The organism is Pusillimonas sp. ANT_WB101 (genome assembly GCF_008369125.1).
Lineage (GTDB): Bacteria > Pseudomonadota > Gammaproteobacteria > Burkholderiales > Burkholderiaceae_B > Allopusillimonas.
Genome location: NZ_VOAY01000004.1, coordinates 274,628 through 295,629 on the forward strand (window position 1 = coordinate 274,628; position 21,002 = coordinate 295,629).

16 protein-coding genes, 1 tRNA gene and 1 pseudogene are annotated in these 21,002 nt (G+C 56.9%); 5 read left to right on the forward strand and 13 right to left on the reverse strand.

From position 1 onward, the window contains the following. Positions 1 to 60 precede the first annotated feature (60 nt). The 8 genes from FQ179_RS17420 to FQ179_RS17455 form a co-directional block, all read right to left on the reverse strand. Complete coding sequence (locus tag FQ179_RS17420; protein WP_149398589.1) at positions 61 to 846, reverse strand: type II CAAX prenyl endopeptidase Rce1 family protein; 786 nt, start codon at positions 844 to 846, stop codon at positions 61 to 63. Positions 847 to 939: 93 nt separating this feature from the next. Continuing rightward, positions 940 to 1,539 (reverse strand): aminoacyl-tRNA hydrolase, encoded by a 600-nt coding sequence (gene pth, locus FQ179_RS17425; protein ID WP_149398590.1) that lies wholly within the window; start codon positions 1,537 to 1,539, stop codon positions 940 to 942. Positions 1,540 to 1,646: 107 nt separating this feature from the next. Continuing rightward, positions 1,647 to 2,282 carry a 50S ribosomal protein L25/general stress protein Ctc gene (locus FQ179_RS17430; protein WP_149398591.1) on the reverse strand — a complete coding sequence of 212 codons (636 nt, stop codon included), beginning with the start codon at positions 2,280 to 2,282 and terminating at the stop codon, positions 1,647 to 1,649. A gap of 105 nt (positions 2,283 to 2,387) precedes the next feature. Beyond that, positions 2,388 to 3,338 (reverse strand): ribose-phosphate pyrophosphokinase, encoded by a 951-nt coding sequence (locus FQ179_RS17435; RefSeq protein ID WP_180118603.1) that lies wholly within the window; start codon positions 3,336 to 3,338, stop codon positions 2,388 to 2,390. A gap of 104 nt (positions 3,339 to 3,442) precedes the next feature. Further along, positions 3,443 to 3,519, reverse strand: a tRNA-Gln gene (locus FQ179_RS17440). 3 nt (positions 3,520 to 3,522) lie between these two features. Beyond that, positions 3,523 to 4,449: a 4-(cytidine 5'-diphospho)-2-C-methyl-D-erythritol kinase gene (gene ispE, locus FQ179_RS17445; RefSeq protein WP_149398592.1), complete on the reverse strand. Its 927-nt coding sequence runs from the start codon at positions 4,447 to 4,449 to the stop codon at positions 3,523 to 3,525. Between the two features lie 10 nt (positions 4,450 to 4,459). Further along, complete coding sequence (lolB, locus tag FQ179_RS17450; protein ID WP_149398593.1) at positions 4,460 to 5,167, reverse strand: lipoprotein insertase outer membrane protein LolB; 708 nt, start codon at positions 5,165 to 5,167, stop codon at positions 4,460 to 4,462. Beyond that, positions 5,164 to 6,939: a tetratricopeptide repeat protein gene (locus FQ179_RS17455; RefSeq protein WP_149398594.1), complete on the reverse strand. Its 1,776-nt coding sequence runs from the start codon at positions 6,937 to 6,939 to the stop codon at positions 5,164 to 5,166. Before FQ179_RS17455 ends, lolB begins: the two co-directional genes overlap by 4 nt. Before the next feature lie 82 nt (positions 6,940 to 7,021). On the opposite strand from FQ179_RS17455, the gene mutM reads away from it, so the two are divergent. The 3 genes from mutM to fahA all read left to right on the forward strand — a co-directional run bounded on the left by mutM (position 7,022) and on the right by fahA (position 10,888). Next, positions 7,022 to 7,849 (forward strand): bifunctional DNA-formamidopyrimidine glycosylase/DNA-(apurinic or apyrimidinic site) lyase, encoded by an 828-nt coding sequence (mutM, locus tag FQ179_RS17460; protein ID WP_149398595.1) that lies wholly within the window; start codon positions 7,022 to 7,024, stop codon positions 7,847 to 7,849. Positions 7,850 to 8,213: 364 nt separating this feature from the next. Beyond that, on the forward strand, positions 8,214 to 9,515 hold the full coding sequence (hmgA, locus tag FQ179_RS17465) for a homogentisate 1,2-dioxygenase (RefSeq protein WP_149398596.1): 1,302 nt from the start codon (positions 8,214 to 8,216) through the stop codon (positions 9,513 to 9,515). 50 nt (positions 9,516 to 9,565) lie between these two features. Beyond that, a complete protein-coding gene (gene fahA, locus FQ179_RS17470; protein WP_149398597.1) occupies positions 9,566 to 10,888 on the forward strand; it encodes a fumarylacetoacetase in 1,323 nt (440 codons plus the stop codon). Positions 10,889 to 10,945: 57 nt separating this feature from the next. Here the strand turns inward: fahA and FQ179_RS17475 are convergent, their stop codons facing one another. Continuing rightward, positions 10,946 to 12,367, reverse strand: a complete 1,422-nt coding sequence (locus FQ179_RS17475) for an FAD-binding oxidoreductase (RefSeq protein ID WP_149398598.1) — start codon at positions 12,365 to 12,367, stop codon at positions 10,946 to 10,948. Positions 12,368 to 12,593: 226 nt separating this feature from the next. Here FQ179_RS17475 and FQ179_RS17480 point away from each other — a divergent pair, with 226 nt between their 5' ends. Next, positions 12,594 to 13,937 carry a phosphomannomutase/phosphoglucomutase gene (locus FQ179_RS17480; protein ID WP_370459895.1) on the forward strand — a complete coding sequence of 448 codons (1,344 nt, stop codon included), beginning with the start codon at positions 12,594 to 12,596 and terminating at the stop codon, positions 13,935 to 13,937. A gap of 192 nt (positions 13,938 to 14,129) precedes the next feature. Here FQ179_RS17480 and FQ179_RS22970 read toward each other — a convergent pair whose 3' ends face one another. From FQ179_RS22970 to FQ179_RS17495, 4 genes and pseudogenes are all read right to left on the reverse strand, one after another. Continuing rightward, positions 14,130 to 14,894: an ABC transporter ATP-binding protein gene (locus tag FQ179_RS22970; protein WP_370459896.1), complete on the reverse strand. Its 765-nt coding sequence runs from the start codon at positions 14,892 to 14,894 to the stop codon at positions 14,130 to 14,132. An 84-nt stretch (positions 14,895 to 14,978) separates the two neighbouring features. Beyond that, a pseudogene (locus tag FQ179_RS22975) lies at positions 14,979 to 15,728 on the reverse strand (ABC transporter ATP-binding protein); the annotation flags it as partial. Next, positions 15,725 to 17,611 carry an ABC transporter permease gene (locus FQ179_RS17490; RefSeq protein WP_149398601.1) on the reverse strand — a complete coding sequence of 629 codons (1,887 nt, stop codon included), beginning with the start codon at positions 17,609 to 17,611 and terminating at the stop codon, positions 15,725 to 15,727. The gene FQ179_RS17490 and the pseudogene FQ179_RS22975, both read right to left, overlap by 4 nt. Before the next feature lie 55 nt (positions 17,612 to 17,666). Beyond that, positions 17,667 to 18,878: an ABC transporter substrate-binding protein gene (locus FQ179_RS17495; RefSeq protein WP_149398602.1), complete on the reverse strand. Its 1,212-nt coding sequence runs from the start codon at positions 18,876 to 18,878 to the stop codon at positions 17,667 to 17,669. A gap of 201 nt (positions 18,879 to 19,079) precedes the next feature. Here FQ179_RS17495 and FQ179_RS17500 point away from each other — a divergent pair, with 201 nt between their 5' ends. Beyond that, positions 19,080 to 20,972: an LTA synthase family protein gene (locus FQ179_RS17500; RefSeq protein WP_149398603.1), complete on the forward strand. Its 1,893-nt coding sequence runs from the start codon at positions 19,080 to 19,082 to the stop codon at positions 20,970 to 20,972. Positions 20,973 to 21,002 lie beyond the last annotated feature (30 nt).

Genomic DNA, 21,002 nt, shown 5'->3' on the forward strand with positions numbered 1-21,002 from the left:
CCGCGAGCACGGCAGCAGGCTATGCTGCCCCGAACAACGGCAAGACACTTGCTGGAACCCTTAGGTCAGCGCGTCTCCCGCAACTTGCAGCAATATCCATACGACCAGTAGCGGACCAGAATTAAAAATACAGTGCAGCAGCATGGACGCGCCTATGCCTCGCCGGCATCGCTGCCAACCCAGCACCAGGCCGGTCAGCCACTGCGGCAATACCAGCAGCGGCAACAACCACCACGCCGTATGATGAAGCTTGAAGTTGTAAAGATGCACGGCGGCAAACAAAAGCGATGCCAGATGAAACACCACCGGAAAGGCGCGCCGATAATATAGCCGCCAGCGCCAGGGCGTTGAGCGTCTGGCCCATTTGGCTCCTGATAAATACGGAGCCCAGCACATTACGAGTACGGCGGCAATCAACAGGATACCAGGCCACTTCGGCCCCAGCAGCATTGCCACCGTAGCAATGGGAGCCAGCCACCACGCGTAGGCTGGGCGCCGCATGCCATAGCGAAAAACCAGCTCTTCGACGATGGGAGCCCAGATCAATGCCTGCAACCAGGGCATATTGTAAACGTCCAGCCTGTGGGTCGCACCGCTGGAAGTGGCCGCCCACACAGCTATAGGCCCGAACAGGATCAGGTTGACTACCCATAGAAACAGGGCCCATTTGAATAGGCCCACGAGCGGGACGGAAGGAAACCAGTCTTGTATCCACCCATTTTCGATTTCACGGGGAGGCAGGCGGGGAGTGAAGCTTGGCCGCACCACAAATCGAGCGAAATCGGCGAATTCATCGCGAAACCGCGGCGTGGGCGTTTTAACCAATACGGGTGAATCTACAGTCATGCTAGCCCCCTGACAGAGTCGGCATACCGCCAGGACGGCGCTGCAATAGTACTCAGAGACGGGCAAATCATACAGGCTGCCAGACCTGCCCGGTCAACCACGATTACCCTCATGCAATTGATTGGTCGCCTGAACAAACTCACCTCGTAGCAGCGCGGGTAACACAGCCCGACAACGATCAATTACTTTTTCGATTTCAGTTTGCTCTTCGCGGCGTGGCGCGCCAAGTACAAAATTGACAACTTGCTGATTGAGCCCTAGCGAACGCGGATGCCCGATGCCTAAGCGCAAGCGCCAGAAATCACTGCTGCCGAAGGCGGACTGAATATCACGCAAGCCATTATGGCCAGCATGCCCTCCCCCGCGCTTGAGCTTGGCTTGCCCGGGCATCAAATCAAGTTCGTCGTGCAGCACAAGCACCTGTTCAGGTGCCAGTTTGTAAAACCGCATTAAGGCACCGGCTGCCTGACCCGACTTATTCATGAAGGTGGTCGGTTTAGAAAGAATCACGGCTTCGCCATCGAACCTTGCTTTAGCAACCCAGGCGGAAAAAGCTTTCTCAAGCGAGAACGAAGCCTTGAGATCATCGGCCAGGTGATCGGCCAGCCAGAAACCCGCGTTATGTCGGGTAACTTCGTACTCGGGCCCGGGGTTGCCCAGGCCAATGATAAGACGTATGGCTTGCGTGGTCATAGTCAGAGTCTACACAAAAAACCCCTGTTGGCCGCAATGGCCTGACAGGGGTTTTGAAAGACAGGCGCTGGCCCCGAAGAAACAGCGCCTGGCCCGGCGACAACAGCTTACTCGGCGCTGTTTTCGCCAGCTTCGCCTTCGGCCTCTTCGCCATCAGCAGCGGCAGTACCGGCGCCTTTCTTGGCCAATGCAGCAGCAATGACCAGGTCGTCTTCCGCACCGTGAACGGTATGCGTAACGCCTTCAGGCAGCACCAAGTCTGACAGGTAAATATTGCCACCAGCAGGCATGTTAGCAAGATCAACCTGAATGGACTGGGGCAGATCGGAGGGCAGGCAAGTGATCTCGAGCTCGGTCAGCACCTGGCTGATGATCTGGGCTTCAAGCTTGACGGCAGGCGAGAGATCACCGTTGATGAAGTGCAGGGGCACTTTAGTGGTGAGGGTTTGTTTAGCATCGACACGCTGGAAGTCAACATGCAGCACCAACGCCTTGTAAGGGTGCCATTGAACGGCGCGCAGCAGCACGGGCTGGCCTTTACCTTTACCGTCAAGTTTCATGTCGAGAATGGAAGCGTGGAACTCTTCTTTGCGCAGAGCGTGGAAGATTTCGTTGTGGTCGAATTCGACGCTGATGGCGTCGTCTTTACCACCGTAGACAATACCCGGCACACGGCCAGCGCGGCGTAGGCGGCGGCTCGCACTCGTACCCTTGACGCTGCGCGAAGTGGCATTAAATTGCATGGAAAAACTCCAAATAACAGAAGGCAGATAGCCTTGTTGGTAGAACGCAGCCTTAGGCTGCGCAAGATTGCCATCTGCCGCGACCAGCAGATGGCGAAAACAGGTTTATTCGACGAACAGTGAGCTGACCGACTCGGCGTTGGATATGCGAAGCATGGTCTCGCCCAAAAGTGACGCACAGGACAGCTGGCGGATTTTGCTGCACTGACGCGCGGCCTCTGACAGCGGTATGGTGTCGGTGACAACCAGCTCGTCAAGTTCTGACTCAAGTATGCGCTGAACGGCTCCGCCTGACAGTACAGGGTGCGTGCAATAGGCATACACAGAGACGGCCCCACGCTCTTTGAGCGCTTGCGCGGCCTTGCACAGAGTGCCTGCGGTATCAACCATGTCGTCCATGATGATACAGGTACGGCCATCAATGTCGCCGATGATATTCATGACTTCAGACACATTGGCGCGCGGACGACGTTTGTCGATAATGGCCAGATCAGCCTCAAGCTGCTTGGCTAGTGCGCGTGCACGCACAACACCGCCGATATCAGGCGACACCACCACGAGATCACGGTAGTTACGGCGCCAGATATCGCCCAGCAAGATTGGGCCGGCATAAACGTTATCAACAGGGATATCGAAGAAGCCCTGGATCTGGTCAGCGTGAAGATCCATGGTCATGACGCGGTCAACGCCCACGACCTGCAGCATGTTGGCCACGATCTTGGCCGAGATGGCGACACGGGCCGAACGAGGACGGCGATCTTGACGGGCGTAACCAAAATAGGGGATGGCGGCGGTGATTCGGCCTGCAGATGCCCGGCGCAGTGCGTCAACCATGACCATGACTTCCATGAGGTTGTCATTGGTGGGAGCACACGTGGGTTGAAGGACGAACACGTCTTTGCCGCGAACGTTCTGATTGACCTCCACCATTACTTCGCCGTCTGAAAAACGACCTACTGTCATTTTCCCGAGCGACATGTCGAGGTGATTTGCTACATCGACAGCTAAGCGAGTGTTAGCAGTGCCGGTAAAAATCATGAAGCGGTCGTTTGACATGGCGGATGGTCGATGCGTTGCGTTAAACAACAAAGCTGTTGAACAGCACCTTGAGGGCCGACTCAACAGCTTGTAGTTAACAGCAAGCCAAAAGGCTTGGAAAGTGGCTGGGGAAGAAGGATTCGAACCTTCGCATGCAGGGATCAAAACCCTGTGCCTTAACCAGCTTGGCGATTCCCCAATTCTAACTGCTAATCCAGTGCCGTAGAGGGTGATCATGTAAACCTGGGCAAACCCAAGCGTTACGGATTACCGCTACGTTGCCGCTTTCGCGGCTGTCTATATTACCAAAAATTCGGGCCTGAAACGTTGCTGCTTGTGCGATGGTTACAAACTCGACAAACAGACACGCACCTGACCCGCTCATTCTTGCATTAACACCCTGCTGACCCAACCACCTTGCGGCAGCCTGTATCTGCGGATACTTTGCAAAAACAACTGGCTCTAGGTCATTACGACCAAAAAACCCGCCTTCACGGTAACCGTTAAGCGGCTCGTTTTTGTTAAGCCATTCAGTAAAGAACAGCATTTTGACGCAAGCTGAATCTCTTGTCAAATCGGGTGACGAAAATACACTTGCCGTGGAGACAGTTTGCGGCGGTTGAACCACAACATAAGCGTTGTCAGGCAACGACAGTGGCGCGAAAACATCACCGATGCCCGTCGCAAATGCCGGCTGGCCATAGATGAATACGGGCACATCAGCCCCCAACGTACTGCCCAGCGCCATCAACTGCTGACGGTCTAGCCCGGTGCCCCATAGGCGGTTAAGCGCAATAAGCGTGGAGGCGGCGTCACTGGACCCCCCGCCAAGGCCAGCACCCGAGGGGATGCGTTTGGTATAGCGGATCTGTACGCCCTGGTGCGTTCCGGTGGCACGCTGCAGCGTACGCGCAGCGCGGACAACCAGATCGTCTTCGGCAGCCAGCCCCGACAGCCCCTCGCCCTCACGCACAACCTGCCCGTCGCGCCGCGTATCAAACGAGAGCGTGTCGTACACGCCAATAAAGCGAAATGCCGTCTGCAGCAAATGGTAGCCATCGCTGCGGCGGCCAGTGACATGCAGAAACAGGTTTATCTTTGCCGGTGCCGGCACATCGTGCAGTTCCATGCCCGCACGCTCAGCTTTCGTCGACAACCAGCCGCACACTGATATCGCGGCTGGTATCGCTACGATTCATTTGCAACAGCCTCGGGCCTTCAGCGTCATAACGTGACAGCCGCACACGCCAGCCATCTTGCGTAAAACCGCTGATATGGCCTTCTTCATCTTTCTTGAGCTCGCTGACGGCCGAGTCACCGACCTGGCCCTGAAGCCAGCCACGCAAGCCCCTGACCGGCATGGGGCTGCCCAATACCTCTTCGACCAAGGCGTCGGGGTTTGGGGCCTGCTCAATTCGCCCATCGCTGCGCGTAAGGGTGGCGCTGGACGGACTCACGTCGATACGCGCCAGAATGCTGCCCAACGGGTTTGCAAGATCGAGCACAAGCAGGCGCCCGGTATCGCGCCAGGCAAAACCGCCCTGAAGGGCTTCACGCTGGCCGTTGGCATTACTGACATTGAGGGCGAAACGCCCGGCTCGTTCAAATGCGGGGCCTTCACCAAGCCCACTTATTTTTTGTGGTGTGGCGCAGGCACTGAGCAACAATGCAGCGGCGCCGGCGCAAAGCCAGGCACGACGCCCTCTGAACCCCTGCCCGCTAAAGAAGCTGGGCCAGATGGCTGAAGAGACTTTGCCAGATTTTAGAGACGCCCCGGGCGCCAGGCGTTGGTCATCTAAACCGGCCTCGCCATGGAGGCCGAGGCGTACCGTTAAGCGTGTGATCATTTAAGCTTAACCCCCAGGCGCTTCAGCGTTTCTTGCAATACTTCATTGTCAGACGCGGTCGAAGCCGCCTTGCTCCATACTTTCATGGCCTCGTCGCGACGCCCGCTGACCCACAGCACTTCACCCAGATGAGCCACCACTTCGATTGAATCCATTTGGCTGAGTGAGCGCTTAAGGTATTCGATGGCGGCCTCGTAATCGCCGGTGCGATAAAAATACCAGCCTACGCTATCAAGTATGAACGGATTGTCTGGATCAAGGTCGAGCGCGCGTTCTAGCAAATCTTGCGCCTCATCGAGCTTGCGGTTCTGGTCGGCGTAGGTGTAGCCCAACGAGTTATACGCATTGGCATTATTGGGATCAAGCTCAATGACGCGCCTCATTAACGTTTCGAAGTCTTCCATACGACCCTGTCTTTCATAGAGCATGGCCAGGTCGTATTTGATTTCGGTGGAATCAGGAATTTCTTTGTCGGCCTTGACGAGCACTTCGACGGCGGTGTCGGTTCGGCCTGCCTCACGGTAAATAGAGGCCAGTGTCAATGCCAGCACTGAGCGTTCATGTGTGTCGCGGGGGTGTAGCCGGTCAAGGCTGCGGCGCGCTTCATCAAGGCTACCCATACGCGCCTGTAAAACCGCTTTGTGCACCTGTGCCTGAAACCTGAGCGACGGGTCGTCGATTAGCTCAAGCTGTGCAATGGCCTCTTTGAGGTTATTTTGGCGCTCGGCGATCTGCACCAGCAGCAGGCGCGCGTCGGAGGCATCAGACATTGCATTGCTGGCCTTGTCCCGTATGGACAAGCGACGCTGGTTCTGCACCGCAATGTATTCTTCGAGCAGCTTGCGAGCCTGATCGTAGTGGGCCGCGCGAATATTAACTTCGGCCTCGGTGTACAGCAGATCAAAGTCTTCTGGTGCATTGCGGCGCATAATTGCCACCTGCCGCAAGGCCTCATCAAACTCGCGCCGTTCTACCAGGCGATTGACGAACAGTAGCTGCACATCGCGGGAGTCAGGATGAGTTTGCACAAATTCGCGCGTTTCTTTAAGCGCTAACTCTGGGTCAGCCTGCAAGCCATATTCAAGAATACGCTGAGCGGCGAGCCCTGAATCAGGATCAAGTTCTTGGGCTTTGCGCGCCTCTTTCAGGGCGCGATCTGGGTCGGAGGCAGCCCAGGCGGCATCCGACAACGCCAGATGGGCTGAGGGCATACCCATGACCGATGGATGCAACGCTTTTTCAAGCACTTCCAGGGCCAACCGCTTGTCGGGCATTTTGCCGATTATGGCAGACGCCTGCGCCACAGCACGGTCTTTGTCTTCGGCTTTATCGATGCGCTGCCAGAGCGCATTGGCCAACCCCGCAGTCTGGCCGCTGGAAGCAGCAAGGGCCAGCGACGATGCAACAGCCTCGGGGTCTTTGGGTGCAAGCAGTGCCCACTGGCGCGCAGCTGCTAAAGCGCGCGCCAGATTTCGATCAATCATGGCAAACTGAAACGCCCGCTTGGCCAGCCTCGGGTCAGAGGTTTCGATAGCAAGATCAAGCAGCGTCTGCCCTGCCAGGTCATACTGGCCTTGGGACGCGGCGAGTTCGGCTGCCAGCAGACGATACAATAGGTCGGGCGTGAGCGTGACCGAAGGCAACTCACCAGCGTGCAGCCGGATCTGCTCAACCTGTTCTAGCTTGTCGTCTGACGTGGGCTGTGCAGCCGCCGGCCAATGAAAAACAGCAGACAGGCATACCGCGTACAGCAGAGGATTTGAAAATTTCATTCAGAAAAACCGTCGTCGCTGAGCCATGGTTAGCGTCAGATAGCAAAATTACATAGTCGGAACACGATGTTATCACCCCCTTATGCCAGAACTACCAGAAGTTGAAACAACACGTCGCGGAATCGCTACGATAATGACTGGTCGCGTGCTCGAACGCTTCAGCGTTTACGAGTCACGCATGCGCTGGCCCATTCCTGCCGACATGGAGGCCACGATCACCGGACATCAGGTAGTGAGTTGTGAACGTCGCGGCAAATACCTGCTTTTAAACTTCGCCCACGGCACGCAAATCGTGCATCTCGGCATGTCGGGGTCAATCAGGCGCGCCCCGCTTGATCAACCTCGACTCAAGCATGATCATGTCGAGTGGGTATTCGGCGATGCCCGTTTCTTGCTGCATGACCCGCGTCGTTTTGGTGCTGTATTGTGGCATGACCTGGCTGATGGCCCGCTAGAAAGCCACCCCCTGCTGGCCAAACTGGGCATAGAACCTTTTGACCCCGGCTTTACCGGCAAGCTTCTGCATCAAGGCTTAAAGGGCAAAACCCAGGCCATAAAACAAGCCCTGCTCGCGGGCCATATTGTGGTGGGCGTTGGCAACATTTATGCCTCTGAGGCGTTGTTCAAGGCGCGCATCAACCCTAAAGCACAGTCGGGCTCACTTTCGCTGGCACGCTGCGAAACCCTTGCGGTGGCCATACGCCAAACTTTGACACAAGCACTGGAGTCGGGCGGCAGCACGCTGCGCGACTACGTAAACGCCACGGGCGAAGCGGGTGCCTACTTCAGCCTGCACGCAGCAGTTTACGACCACGCTGGCAAGCCCTGCCCCATCTGCGAAACGCCCATACGCCGCATTATTCAGGGGCAGCGGGCCACCTATTACTGTCCAACCTGTCAACGCCGATAGCCTTTACCCCCGCCCACCCCGACTGCACGCCTAAATCCAAACTTATGACTTTGCTGTGCAAAGGCAAAAATTAATCGCTGTACGATTACTGGTTGGCGTGTGACTCCCGATCGCTGTGCCATTCCCTATTGTCTTGTGAGTTCTGATTGTCGCGCATTTAACATTCGTCTATAACGAACACGTTGCACATAAACAAACATTAAACTATAGTTTTAGGCATCAAACACCTTGCGCAATGCAGCGAAATCTTTTGCAAGCCAGGTGTATCAACGGCCAATGCCTGCTTGTTCAACGTCAATCGCCACGTCAGAAAGCAACAAACGGCAGCAAGTAAGCAGAAGCGGCAGCCCCAAGGAAAACCACGATGACCACACTTGATTACCAGAGCGGGTTTGGCAACCATTGCGCTACCGAAGCGTTGCCTGGTGCTCTGCCAGTCGGCCGAAACTCGCCGCAAGTCTGTTCCTATGGACTTTACGCCGAGCAACTCACTGGCACAGCCTTTACCATGTCACGCGCTGAAAACAGGCGCTCATGGCTTTATCGCATACGGCCCTCGGCCCAGCAGGGTGCGTTCGAGGCCTGCAATATTGCACCTTCGTGGACGGCAAGCTTTGGATCGGGGCCAGTAACCCCTAACCGCTTGCGCTGGAATCCGCTGCCTATGCCTGACGCCCCGACAGACTTTGTCAGCGGCATGCATACCTGGGCAGGTAATGGCCACAGCGAAGAGCAGGCAGGCATTGGCATACAGCTTTATGCCGCGAACCAGTCCATGACACAGCGCGCCTTTTACAATGCCGATGCCGAAATGCTGGTGGTGCCGCAGCAAGGCCGTTTGCGCCTTGTCACTGAGATGGGCCTGCTTGATGTTGAGCCTTGCGAGATTGCTATTATTCCGCGCGGGGTGCGATTTCGCGTCGAGCTGCCGGACGGCCAGGCGCGAGGTTATATGCTGGAAAACTTTGGCGCCCACCTGCGTCTGCCTGAGCTTGGGCCCATTGGGTCCAACGGCCTGGCCAATGTGCGTGATTTTCAGATACCCGTGGCCTGGTATGAAGACATCGAAGGCCCCTGCGAACTGATTGCCAAGTTTACGGGCGGCTTCTGGCGCACCACGCTGGAACATTCACCGTTTGACGTCGTAGCCTGGCATGGCAACTACGCCCCCTGCAAGTATGATTTGCGCCGTTTCAATGCCATGGGTTCAATCAGCTACGACCACCCTGACCCCTGCATTTTTACTGTATTAACCTCGCCCTCCGACACGCCGGGCGCCGCCAACGTAGATTTTGCGATTTTTCCGCCGCGTGTGCTGGTCATGGAAAACACGTTCAGGCCCCCATGGTTTCATCGCAACTATGCCAGCGAATTCATGGGGCTGATTCAGGGCGTCTATGATGCCAAGGCCGAGGGTTTTGTGCCAGGCGGCGCCAGTCTGCATAACTGCATGTCGGCGCATGGCCCCGACGCCACAACCTTTGAGAAAGCCAGCACCGCCGACACTGGCAAGCCCGACTACATCCGGGATACGATGGCATTCATGTTTGAAACACGCCGCGTCATCCGACCCGCCGCGGCAGCACTCGCAGCCGCCACCTTGCAGGCAGGCTACGACGATGTCTGGGGCGGGTTCACGAAGCATTTCAACCCCGACCGGCCCTGATCTCTGTCACGACCGGGCCGACAACCGACTCACTCTTCGCTGGATTGCCGATGTCTTATCTGAACGAAACACATGACCCTGCGCTGCAAAGCTGGGTTACTTCTGCCAACGAACAAAACAATGGTTTCCCAATACAGAATCTTCCTTTCGGCGTTTTTCGCGCTCAGGCGGGTTCGCGCAACTTCCGGCCCGGCGTTGCCATTGGCGACCAGGTTATTGATCTTGCCGTGCTTGCGGGTCTGCGCCCTTTTGCTGATGAAGCGGGGCAGGCACTGGACGCCTGCCGCAGCAACACACTCAATGGCCTGATGGCATTGGGGCAAAAACACTGGTCGGCGCTGCGTCTTGGGCTTTCTCGTGCGCTGCGCAGCGGCTCGCCCCTGCAAAGTCAGCTTGAGCCACTGCTTACCCCTATGAGCCATGCCGAAATGGCCGTGCCGGCTCGCATTGGCGATTACACAGACTTTTACATCTCTCTGCACCACGCCACGGCAGTGGGCAAGCAGTTCAGGCCAGACAATCCCTTGCTGCCCAACTATAAGTGGGTGCCCATTGGCTATCATGGCAGAGCATCCAGCATTGGGGTTTCAGGCCAGCACTTCGCGCGTCCCATGGGCCAGACGCGCCCTGCTTCGGAAGGCGCAGAGCCCGGCTTCGAGGCATGCAAGCGGCTGGATTTCGAGCTTGAGCTGGGTATTTTTGTTGGTGAGGGTAACCAGCAAGGCAAGCGCATACCCATAGACCAGGCCGAGGGCCATGTATTTGGCGTGTGCGTGTTGAACGACTGGTCGGCCCGTGACCTTCAGGCGTGGGAATACCAGCCTCTGGGCCCGTTTCTGGCTAAAAACTTTGCCACCACCATTTCACCCTGGATCGTCACCCTTGAGGCACTCGCGCCGTTTCGCGCCCCATTTGTGCGTGGCGATGCCGAACCTCAGCCGCTGCCTTATCTGAACTCTCAGGCCAATCAGGATGCCGGTGCCTTCGACATTGAACTGGAAGTGCTGCTAACGACGCAGGCCTCGCGTGCCCAGCAAGCCGAGCCCGCTTCACTGGCACGCAGCAATTTTAAAGACGCTGCTTACTGGAGCATTAGCCAGCTGATTGCACATCACACCGTGAACGGCTGCAATCTGCAACCCGGTGATTTGCTCGGTACCGGCACGCTCTCGGGCCCCGAAAAAGGCGCAGAGGGTTCGTTGCTGGAACTGAACGCCGGCGGCAAAAACCCTATAAAGCTACCATGGGGTGAAGAGCGCGTATTTCTGGAAGATCAAGATGAGATCATTTTGCGCGCACAGTGCAGCAAGCCTGGCTACCCCACCATCAGCCTGGGCGAATGCAGCGGAACCGTGCTTCCTGTCGCCCAGTAAGCCGCCCGCGCGGCCTTAACAAACGGCCAGGGCCACCAGGCCCTGGCCATTAACTGGCTAGCTAGCTGTGACAAGTACTTTGCCGGGGTTCATGAGGCCATGCGGATCAAGCACGTCTTTGATCCGACGCATAAGCGCCATTTCGATGGGGTCTTTATAGCGAGGCAAGGCGTCGCGCTTAAGCTGCCCTACCCCGTGCTCGGCACTGATCGACCCGCTAAACTGGTGTACGCTTTCGTGCACCAGTTCGTAGATCTCGTACTGGCGCTCCAGCAGTTCTTCTTCACTGTAAGCCTGGCCACGTGCAACGTTGTAGTGCAAGTTGCCATCGCCCAGATGACCAAAGATAACGTGTTCAATGCCCGGAAAATGCGCTTGCAGCGCCGCATTGGTAACGCGAACAAACTCAGCCATGCGCGACACCGGAATGGAAACGTCGTGCTTGATGCTTTTGCCAAACGCCTTTTCTGCCAGCGGAATGCTTTCACGCAAATGCCACAAGGCCTTGCTTTGCGTAATGCTTTCTGCAATGACCGCATCTTGTACCAAGCCAGCCTCTATGGTTGCTCCGACAACGGTTTCGAATCGCTCGCGGGCATGCTCTGCGCTTTCGCTGTCGGAAAGCTCGAGCAAGGCATACCAGGGCAAGCCGGCCGACGCGCCTTCAAATGGAATACGTTGCTCGGGGTAGCAGGAAACCACGCCTTTCAGGCAATTGCCAGCGATTAACTCAAAACCGGTGAGCGAGGCGCCAAAGCCTTTTTGTGCAGCAGAAAGTACGGTGACAGCGTCTTCGACCGAGGCCAGGGCCAGCAGTGCGGTGCATTGTGCGACCGGAAGCGGATACAGCTTGACCGTGGCTGCCGTAATAATGCCCAGCGTGCCCTCACTGCCGATGTACAGATCGCGCAGGTCGTAACCGGTATTGTCTTTGCGCAGGCCGCGCAACCCATGCCATATGTCGCCATCGGCCGTCACCACTTCGACGCCCAGAACTAGCTCTCGGGTATTGCCATAGCGCAGCACTTGTGTGCCCCCGGCGTTTGTAGCCAGATTGCCACCTATGGTGCAGCTGCCTTCTGCTGCCAGGCTAAGCGGAAACAGGCGGTCTACATCGCGGGCTGCCTGCTGGACGGCCTGCAGAATACACCCAGCCTCGACGACCATAGTGTCATTATCGGTGTCAACACCACGAATGGCGTTAAGCCGCTGCAGCGAAATAACGACTGCATTGCCTTTGTCGTCGGGGGTGGCACCGCCGCACAGGCCAGTATTGCCGCCTTGCGGCACCATGGGCACTTTATGCGCCACGCACCAGCGAACCACCTCGGCTACTTCTTCGGTCGAGCCAGGCTTGACGACAGCCAGGGCCGCACCCTGATATCGCCCGCGCCAATCGGTGACATAAGACTCGGCTTCTGCCCCCACCAGCACATATGGCTGCCCCAGCATCTGAACTAACTCGTCGATCTGACTCATTCTGCGATTTCCAGTAAACACATCCAATTCCCTATTTTAGGCCAGAAGTGATGGGCGGCCCAGCGTGTGTATAAGCTGACATTTTCAGAGGTAATACGAGATATCATGCAGTATGCCAACCTCTTTACAAGGACATGTCGTGACGACTTCCACTCCGTCTTCCACTTTTCATGACGGCGCGCCAGCCCAGCCCTGGACAACCAGTACGGTTTTCAAGGCTTACGATATTCGCGGTAAGGTTCCCGGGCAGCTCAATGCCAGCTTTGCTTATCAGCTTGGGCTGGCCCTTGCCCAGCAGGCTCGTGCACAAGGTATACATGGGCTGGTCGTAGGTTATGACGGACGCCTCAGCAGCCCCGAACTGTCACAGGCCTTGCAGGAGGGAATTTTAAAAGGCGGCATAGATACCATCGACCTGGGCATGGTGCACACACCTCTGGTGTATTTTGGGGCGCACCGCAAAAACACCGGCTCGGGCGTGGCCATTACCGGCAGCCATAACCCGCCCGACTACAACGGGTTCAAAATCATGATGGGCGGCGTTACGCTGCACGGCGAAGCCATTACTGAACTTGCCCGCATCATGAGCAATCTCGAGCCGCTAGACGACGTTACCCCTGGTACGCGTCAGCAAACTGATCTTTCTGAAGAATATATTCAGTACATTAAAGACAGCGTCATTCTGGCGCGCCCCATGAAGGTGGCCATCGACTGCGGCAATGGCGTGGGCAGCAAATTTGCAGCACGCCTTTACCAGGCGCTGGGCTGCACGGTTGACGAGCTGTACTGCGAAGTGGATGGCACTTTCCCCAACCATCACCCCGATCCGGCTGACCCCAACAACCTTAAAGACCTTATCCGGCACGTACAGCAAACCGACTGCGAGCTGGGCCTTGCCTTTGACGGCGACGCTGACCGACTAGGCGTGGTAACACGCTCAGGCGAGATCATCTGGCCTGACCGGCAGCTTATTCTTTTTGCGAAAGACGTACTGGCACGCGCGCCTGGTGCTTCTATTATTTATGACGTGAAATGCAGCCGCCATGTATCACGGGCGATCAGAAACGCAGGCGGAAAACCCATTATGTGGCAGACCGGGCATTCACTGATCAAGGCCAAACTCAAAGAAACCGGCGCGCCGTTGGCAGGCGAAATGAGCGGCCATATTTTCTTCAAAGAGCGCTGGTTCGGGTTTGATGATGGGCTGTATGCGGGTGCGCGCCTACTCGAAATACTTTCAAGACACGATATTGCAAGTGCTGTGCTTGAAGCCTTGCCCAAAGACGTGTCCACACCAGAAATTAAACTGGAGATGCCCGAAGGGCAGGCTCACCCGTTGATTGCCAGGTTGCAGCAAGAAGGCAAGTTTCCGAGTGCGACCAGCCTTAGCACCATAGACGGCGTACGCGCCGAGTACCGTGACGGTTTTGGGCTGGCGCGTGCCTCAAACACCACGCCTATTATCGTGCTGCGCTTTGAGGGCGACACGCAAGAGGCGGTGGACCGCATCAAGCATGAATACCGTCAGGCTCTTTCAACGCTGCAGCCCGATCTGCAGTTTCCATTTTGATGCACTGCCGTGGCAACCAGGATGACATCTCTGCGCCATAAATGTGGAGATGTCCGCAGCGGTCCAGGCACGACAACAAACCGCTCCTGCTTCGCTTAAATAGCATCTTGCTGACCGCATTAACACGGCACTTTCTTTACGGGCTAGCCCGGTGTGTTTCGATCTGAACGACGAAGCGTTTCACGCACCGCGTCAAAGTGAAAGGTATTGCTGGCGCAAATCGTGGTCTTGCGCCAGCGCCTGCATGGGCCCGGCATAACGCACCAAACCTTTTTCCAGCACACAAGCCCTGTCAGCCACCAGCGCAGCAAAGTGCAGATTTTGTTCGCACAGCAGCAGACTTGTGCCCTTTTGCTTTAGCATCAGAATCATCTCAACCATATGCTCAACAATAATCGGCGCAACCCCTTCTGAGGGCTCATCAAGCAACAGTAAATAAGGGTTGCCCATGAGTGTGCGTGCGACGGTCAGCATTTGCTGCTCGCCACCGCTCATCATGCCGGCCTGCCGACCACGCATGGAAGCCAGCGCCGGGAACAGCGCAAAAACCTCATCCAGTGACCAGTACGGTACCGATGCGCCGTCAGGCCAAACCCTGGGCGGCTGTTGACCCGCCATGAGGTTTTCTTGCACCGTCAGCCCAGTAAAGATGCGCCGATCTTCAGGCACATAGCCCAACCCGCGCCGCGCCGCCTCAAAAGGCTTGCAATGCACCAGCGACTTTCCCATAAACTGGATATCACCGCGGCGATCCGCCACCAAACCCATCAAGGCCTTTAAGGTTGTGGACTTTCCGGCCCCATTGCGACCGACCAGCGCCAGCACTTCGCCCCGGCCAACATTAAACGACACATCATGAAGAATTTGCGCTGCACCATACCAGGCGTTCAGGCCCTGCACTGCCAACAGCGGTGTGTCTTGCCCGGGTTGCGGGGTCGGCACCACCACCGGCCGCACGTCACGCGCCGACTCGCTTTCTTCTGGCAATTGCGTACCAACCGCTGGCTCGCCTTCTTCTGGAAAATTCGCGTCGCCGCCCGTATCAAACGTGCGCCCCTTGCCAAAGTAAACGCTTTGCACCTCAGGGTGGGCACGGATGTAGTCTGCCTGCCCCTCGGCAATCAACTTGCCGCGAGCCAGCACAATAATGCGGTCAGCGTAGCCAAACACGACATCCATACTGTGCTCGGTAAACAGCACAGCCATTTCTCTCTCTTCAACCAGACTGCGTACCAGTTTGATCAACGAGACACGCTCTGACGGTGCCATGCCTGCTGTGGGCTCGTCCATCAGCAGCAGACGGGGCTCACCCGCCAGGCTCATGGCAAGCTCAACCCGCTTGACGTCGCCATAGGCCAGCTCACTGCATGGGCGGAATGCCTGCTCATGCATCCCGACCTGTTCCAGCAGACTCATGGCATCGTCAGCATGCAGGGAACGCGCCTGTTTCCAGAACGACCATATCTGGCGGCGTGCGGACAGCAAGGCGGCCTGTACGTTCTCGACGACAGTCAATGAGGCAAAGGTGGCGGCAATCTGAAAACTGCGGCCTATGCCCAGATGTGCAATACGATGCGATGGTAAACCCAGCAGTTCTTTGCCATCAAACAGCACAGAACCTGATGTCGCCGGCAGTTGCCCGCCCAGCATATTGAAAAGTGTAGACTTGCCTGCGCCATTGGGGCCGATGAGGGCCAGCAGTTCACCCGACTTGAGTTCAAAGCTGACGTCGTCGACTGCGCGGTTACCGCCAAAATGGCGTGACACATGCTTGACCTTAAGCAGACTCATGTTTGCCTCTCTGAACGTCTGGCAAATACGCCTGCTGCACCGGCAATGCCGCCCGGAAAAAACATAACGCACAGCAAAATGACCAGGCCGAACAAGGCGCGCCAATATTCTGTGATGCCAATGACATAGTCTTGCAGCACGGTAAAGGCAGTGGCCCCAAGTATGGGGCCCGACAGCGCATGTATGCCACCAAGCAGTACCATGACCAGCCCGTCTACCGACTTGCCCACGGTAATGACTTCAGGCGACGTACCGCCTTTCGCAAACGCATACAGCGCGCCGGCCAACCCTGCCAGCGTGCCCGCCACCACAAAGGCCAGCCACTGCACGCGCTTGACGTCTATACCTATGGCGTCGGCCCGCAATACGGAATCGCGTGTGGCCCGCAGCGCCAGCCCGAAGGGTGAGAATGCGGTATGCCGCACAGCAGCGACTGCCGCCACCACCAGCACGAGCGTAAGGTAAAAATACGCAGACCCTGACAGCCAGTCATCAGGCCAAACCCCAAAAATGCCATTGGAGCCGCCGGTGACGGCATCCCATTGGTACACGATGGACCAAATAATCTGGGCAAACGCCAGTGTCAGCATGGCCAGGTAAACACCGGTCAGCCGTACGCAAAACCACCCAAAAAACACGGCAGCCACGGCGGCGGCCACAGGTGCGGCCAGCAGCGAGGCCACCATGCCCAGGCCCACTGATTTAAACACCAGTGCCGCAGCATAGGCGCCGATACCAAAATAAGCAGCATGCCCGAACGAAGGCATGCCGCCCAAGCCCATCATGAAATGCAAACTTACCGCGAACAACACGGCAACCAATACGTCTTGGGTCAACACCAAGGCATAAGGCAGCGTGTCGGCCCAGATCGGCAACGCGGCACACAGCACCACAACCCCCATCATCAGGGCGCGAAACCCGCGCCCCCCTGCGCGCAGAGGGGCCAATGCCTCACCCATGGGACGTACGGCAGCCTGTGGCTTGCCAAACAGACCCCAGGGGCGGAACACCAGCACAAGGGCCATAAAAATAAATTCGACCACCAGCGTAAGTTTGGGAAAGGCAAAGGTCAGCCCGCCAAGCTCCACCACGCCCAACGCAATGCACAAGGCTTTGAGCTCGGCGATGATGAACGCCGCCACAAACGCCCCCGGTATTGAGCCCATGCCGCCCACCACCACCACGACAAATGCATCACCAATAATGCTGAGATCGAGCATGAGACTGGCAGGCTGGCGCGGCAATTGCAGCGCCCCGCCTAAACCTGCTAAAAACGCACCCAGGCCGAAGACGCCGGTAAACAACCAGGCCTGATTTACCCCAAGTGCCCCGAGCATTTCACGGTCTTGGGTGGCGGCACGCACCAGCCTGCCCCAACGGGTTTGCGTCAATAACAACCACAGCGCCAGCAGCACCAGCGGGCCAATAGCGATTAGCACCAGATCATAAACGGGAAGATAGCGCCCAAAAATTCGCAGTGCGCCGTCCAGGCCCGGGGCAAGCGGGCCCAGCAGGTCATCCGGCCCCCATATCCACGATGCCAGATCATTAAGTATGAGCACCAGCGCAAACGTGGCGAGTAACTGAAACATTTCGGGGGCACGGTAAATGCGCCGCAAAACAATGATCTCGGCCAGCACGCCAAGCAAACCGACCAGCAGCGCGGCCAGCAATAAACCGCCCCAAAAGCCCAATGGGCCCGAACCAAAGTACTGCACCATGCTGTAGGCGACATACAGGCCAAGCATGTACATGGACCCGTGCGCAAAATTGACGATGCGGCTGACGCCAAAGATTAGCGACAGCCCCACCGCCACGAGAAACAGCGAGGAAGCCTCTGCCAGACCATTTAAAAACTGGACAAAAAAGCCGGTGAGGTTCATGGGTGGTTAATCCGACAATGCGTTGGCCACCAGGGCCAAAGCGGCGTCATGCGATTTAGTCTGACGCCGCCTTGCGCCACTGCCTGACTTGTTCATCGGTGGGCTGCACACTGGCACCATCTACATAACTAAAGTCGACCATAATGCCTTTGCCGTCCTTGATGGCCAGCTTGCCCACATAAGCGCCCATGGTCGACTGATGATCGATGCCACGATAAACAATGGGACCAAATGGCGTGTCGACCTTAAGATTGCTGAATGCCTTGATCATGGCCTCGGTGTCGGTAGAGCCTGCCTTGCGTATGCCTGCTGCCAGCGAAAGTATGGTGTTGTACCCGACCACGGTACCAAGACGTGGGTAATCATTGAACCGGGCCTGATAGGCCTTGAGAAAGGCATTGTGTTCAGGCGTGTCAATGGCATACCACGGGTAGCCCGTGACTACCCAACCCACTGGGGTTTCGGCACCCAGCGTGTCAAGGTATTCGGGCTCGCCCGTAAGCATGCTGACCACCGACAGACCGTCAAAAAACTTGCGCTGCGTTCCTGCCCGCACGAACTTGGCCAGATCGGTAGCGAACAATACGTTGAACATGGCGTCTGGCTTGGCGTCAGCAAGTGCCTGCACCACGCTGCCCGCGTCAATTTTGCCCAGCGGCGCCGCCTGCTCGACCACGAACTCGACATCAGGCTGGGCCTCTTTGAGCAGTTTCTTGAAAGTTGCCACTGCCGACTGACCGTACTCGTAATTGGGGTACACAATGGCCCAGCGCTTTTTGTTCATTTGAACGGCTGCAGGGATTAGCATGGCCACCTGCATATAGGTGGAGTTGCGCAAACGATAGGTGTAGCGATTGCCGTCGGCCCAGACGATTTTATCTGTGAGCGGTTCGCTGGCAAGAAAGAAACGCTGCTTGTGCCGGGCAAAATCAGCCACGGCCAAGCCTATGTGCGACAAAAACGTGCCTGTGAGCACATCGGCCTTATCACGGGTTAACAGTTCTTGCGCCGCCCTGACGGCATCGCCGGGGTTGGAGTTGTCATCGCGGGTAATAAGCTCAAGCTGTTTTCCGTTGACCCCACCCGCCGCATTGATCTGCTCGATGGCCAGATCCATGCCCTTTTTATAGGGTTCAAGAAAGGCGGGTTGGGTTTTGTAGCTGTTGAGCTCGCCAATGCGTATGACATCGCGCGCGTTGGCCGACAGACTGACGGCAAGCATGGCGGCCGCACCCAGCAGCCGGAGACAATATTTGTTCGAATTCATCGCGGTTACCTGTAAGGTCAAAAAGAATAATGCAGGGCCAAGCCGCAATACCACCGCGACCCGAACACATTTTTAATTATGCTAACAGTGAGCATAATTATTCGTCAAGCGCCATGCGATGCGACGCCTCAAGGTTGAAACATAACGCAAAATTCTCCGAAAGGCTTTACACTGATCGGTCTGCATTTCCCATGTGCCGCTATGCGCGACCTGACATTCGTATTTATCGTTTCTAGCTTTATTCTTCTTACCTTAAGCCGTTGCCTTCTGACGCTCTGGCAGTGGCAGCGTGCCAAGCCGGCGGGTGGCTTCTGGCCTATCTTGCGTGGCGGCGTGCGCATTGACGCCAACATCATCGCCATTATCGCTGGTGTCCCCCTCATGGTCTCACCCTGGATAGGCGACTCCATCCTCGCCATTCATATCGTGCAAGGCTGGTTTATTTTTGCCTGGGCGCTGCTGGTGTTGCTCGAAGTTTCCACGCCGCAGTTCATCGACGAATACGACACCCGCCCCAACCGCCTGTATGTTGACTACCTGAAGCACCCGCGCGAAGTATTCGGCATGCTATGGAAAGGTTACAAAGCCACGCTTCTGGGCGGTGTGCTGGTACTTGCCATCATGATAGGCATAGGCTGGAAACTCTTTGCTGACGCAATCCCCGACACCCAACTGCCTTGGTGGAACGACGCCCTGTTCACGCTGGCCAGCGCTGCGGTTGTGTTTCTGGCGATTCGAGGCACGCTCAAACACCGCCCCATCAACCCGTCGACCGTAGCCTATTGCGGCGACAGCATGCTTAACACCCTGCCTCTCAACTCGCTCTACAGCGTCGCCTATGCCATTTATGGCATGAAAAACGAACGCTCAGCCACCAAAGTGTATGGCCATCTTCCCGAAGACGAAATGAACGACATCGTTAGGGCTTGCGCGGGTATAAAGACAGGCACGCAAGACATTCCCACACTGCACCAGCAGCAGCCATCGTGCGTGCGCGCACGTCCGCTCAATGTGGTCATTATTGTGGAAGAAAGCCTGGGCGCGCAGTATGTGGGCAATCTGGGTGGCGCAAACCTTACGCCCTGCATTGATCGCCTGGCACAAGGCGCCTGGAATTTTACGCGCGCCTACGCCACCGGCACACGGTCAGTGCGAGGCCTTGAGGCCTTGTCGGCCGGGTTTCCGCCCACTATTTCTGATGCGGCACTGCGTCTTTCTGGGGCACAGAGTAAGTTCTTTACCATGGCGCAGCTGCTTAAAGGCCATGGCTATACGTCACGCTTTCTATACGGTGGCGAAGCGCATTTTGACAACATGAAAAACTTCTTTCTGGGCAACGGGTTCGACAAGGTGTACGACTTGCCCAGCTTTACCAGCCCCGCTTTCGTTGGCACCTGGGGTGCCAGCGACGAAGATATGTTCAGTCAGCTGCATGGTCTGCTTTCTCAGCCCTCTGATCAGCCCCATTTCACGCTGGCGTTTTCGGTGAGCAATCATTCGCCCTGGGAATACCCCGACGGCCGTATTCCGCCCGATGGCGACCCGCGCACCGTGCAAAATACCGTGCGTTACGCCGACTGGGCCATAGGCCAGTTCTTTGACCGGGCCCGCCAGAGCGACTACTGGGAAAACACCGTATTTTTGTTGGTAGCTGACCATGATTCACGGGCATCGGGTGCCACTCGCATCCCTGTGCGGCACTTTCATATCCCTGCACTCATCGTCGGGGCTGACACACCGGTGCGCAGTGACGACCGCATTGTCAGCCAGATAGACCTGCCCGTTACCCTGCTTTCACTTATGGGCCTGCAGGGCGAACACCCCATGATAGGTCACGACCTTACACAAGCCGATAAAGGCGGCCGGGCCATGATGCAGTACAAAGAAAATTATGGCTACCTTAAAAACCACCAGTTTGTCGTGCTCGAGCCCCACCGCGACGCTACCCAATACCAGTACACAGCGCCTGACATCTACGATCCGGTAACTGTCGACCCTGCCCTTGCCCGTGAGGCGCTGGCGCATGTATTGTGGCCTAACTGGGTCTATAACCGCCGGGCTTACACCTTGCCGGCGCTGCGGGTGGTCACATGACCCCCGTTCCTGCCTCCGCTAAACCCCCAC

What these genes read in the sequence shown, in the direction of transcription:
- lolB (WP_149398593.1), bottom strand. Translation starts at nt 5,167, where the DNA reads ATGATCACACGCTTAACGGTACGCCTCGGCCTCCATGGCGAGGCCGGT.
- FQ179_RS17495 (WP_149398602.1), bottom strand. Translation starts at nt 18,878, where the DNA reads ATGAATTCGAACAAATATTGTCTCCGGCTGCTGGGTGCGGCCGCCATG.
- FQ179_RS17430 (WP_149398591.1), bottom strand. Translation starts at nt 2,282, where the DNA reads ATGCAATTTAATGCCACTTCGCGCAGCGTCAAGGGTACGAGTGCGAGC.
- mutM (WP_149398595.1), top strand. Translation starts at nt 7,022, where the DNA reads ATGCCAGAACTACCAGAAGTTGAAACAACACGTCGCGGAATCGCTACG.
- hmgA (WP_149398596.1), top strand. Translation starts at nt 8,214, where the DNA reads ATGACCACACTTGATTACCAGAGCGGGTTTGGCAACCATTGCGCTACC.
- FQ179_RS17420 (WP_149398589.1), bottom strand. Translation starts at nt 846, where the DNA reads ATGACTGTAGATTCACCCGTATTGGTTAAAACGCCCACGCCGCGGTTT.
- ispE (WP_149398592.1), bottom strand. Translation starts at nt 4,449, where the DNA reads ATGGAACTGCACGATGTGCCGGCACCGGCAAAGATAAACCTGTTTCTG.
- FQ179_RS17435 (WP_180118603.1), bottom strand. Translation starts at nt 3,338, where the DNA reads ATGTCAAACGACCGCTTCATGATTTTTACCGGCACTGCTAACACTCGC.
- pth (WP_149398590.1), bottom strand. Translation starts at nt 1,539, where the DNA reads ATGACCACGCAAGCCATACGTCTTATCATTGGCCTGGGCAACCCCGGG.
- FQ179_RS17490 (WP_149398601.1), bottom strand. Translation starts at nt 17,611, where the DNA reads ATGAACCTCACCGGCTTTTTTGTCCAGTTTTTAAATGGTCTGGCAGAG.
- FQ179_RS17475 (WP_149398598.1), bottom strand. Translation starts at nt 12,367, where the DNA reads ATGAGTCAGATCGACGAGTTAGTTCAGATGCTGGGGCAGCCATATGTG.
- fahA (WP_149398597.1), top strand. Translation starts at nt 9,566, where the DNA reads ATGTCTTATCTGAACGAAACACATGACCCTGCGCTGCAAAGCTGGGTT.
- FQ179_RS17500 (WP_149398603.1), top strand. Translation starts at nt 19,080, where the DNA reads ATGCGCGACCTGACATTCGTATTTATCGTTTCTAGCTTTATTCTTCTT.
- FQ179_RS17455 (WP_149398594.1), bottom strand. Translation starts at nt 6,939, where the DNA reads ATGAAATTTTCAAATCCTCTGCTGTACGCGGTATGCCTGTCTGCTGTT.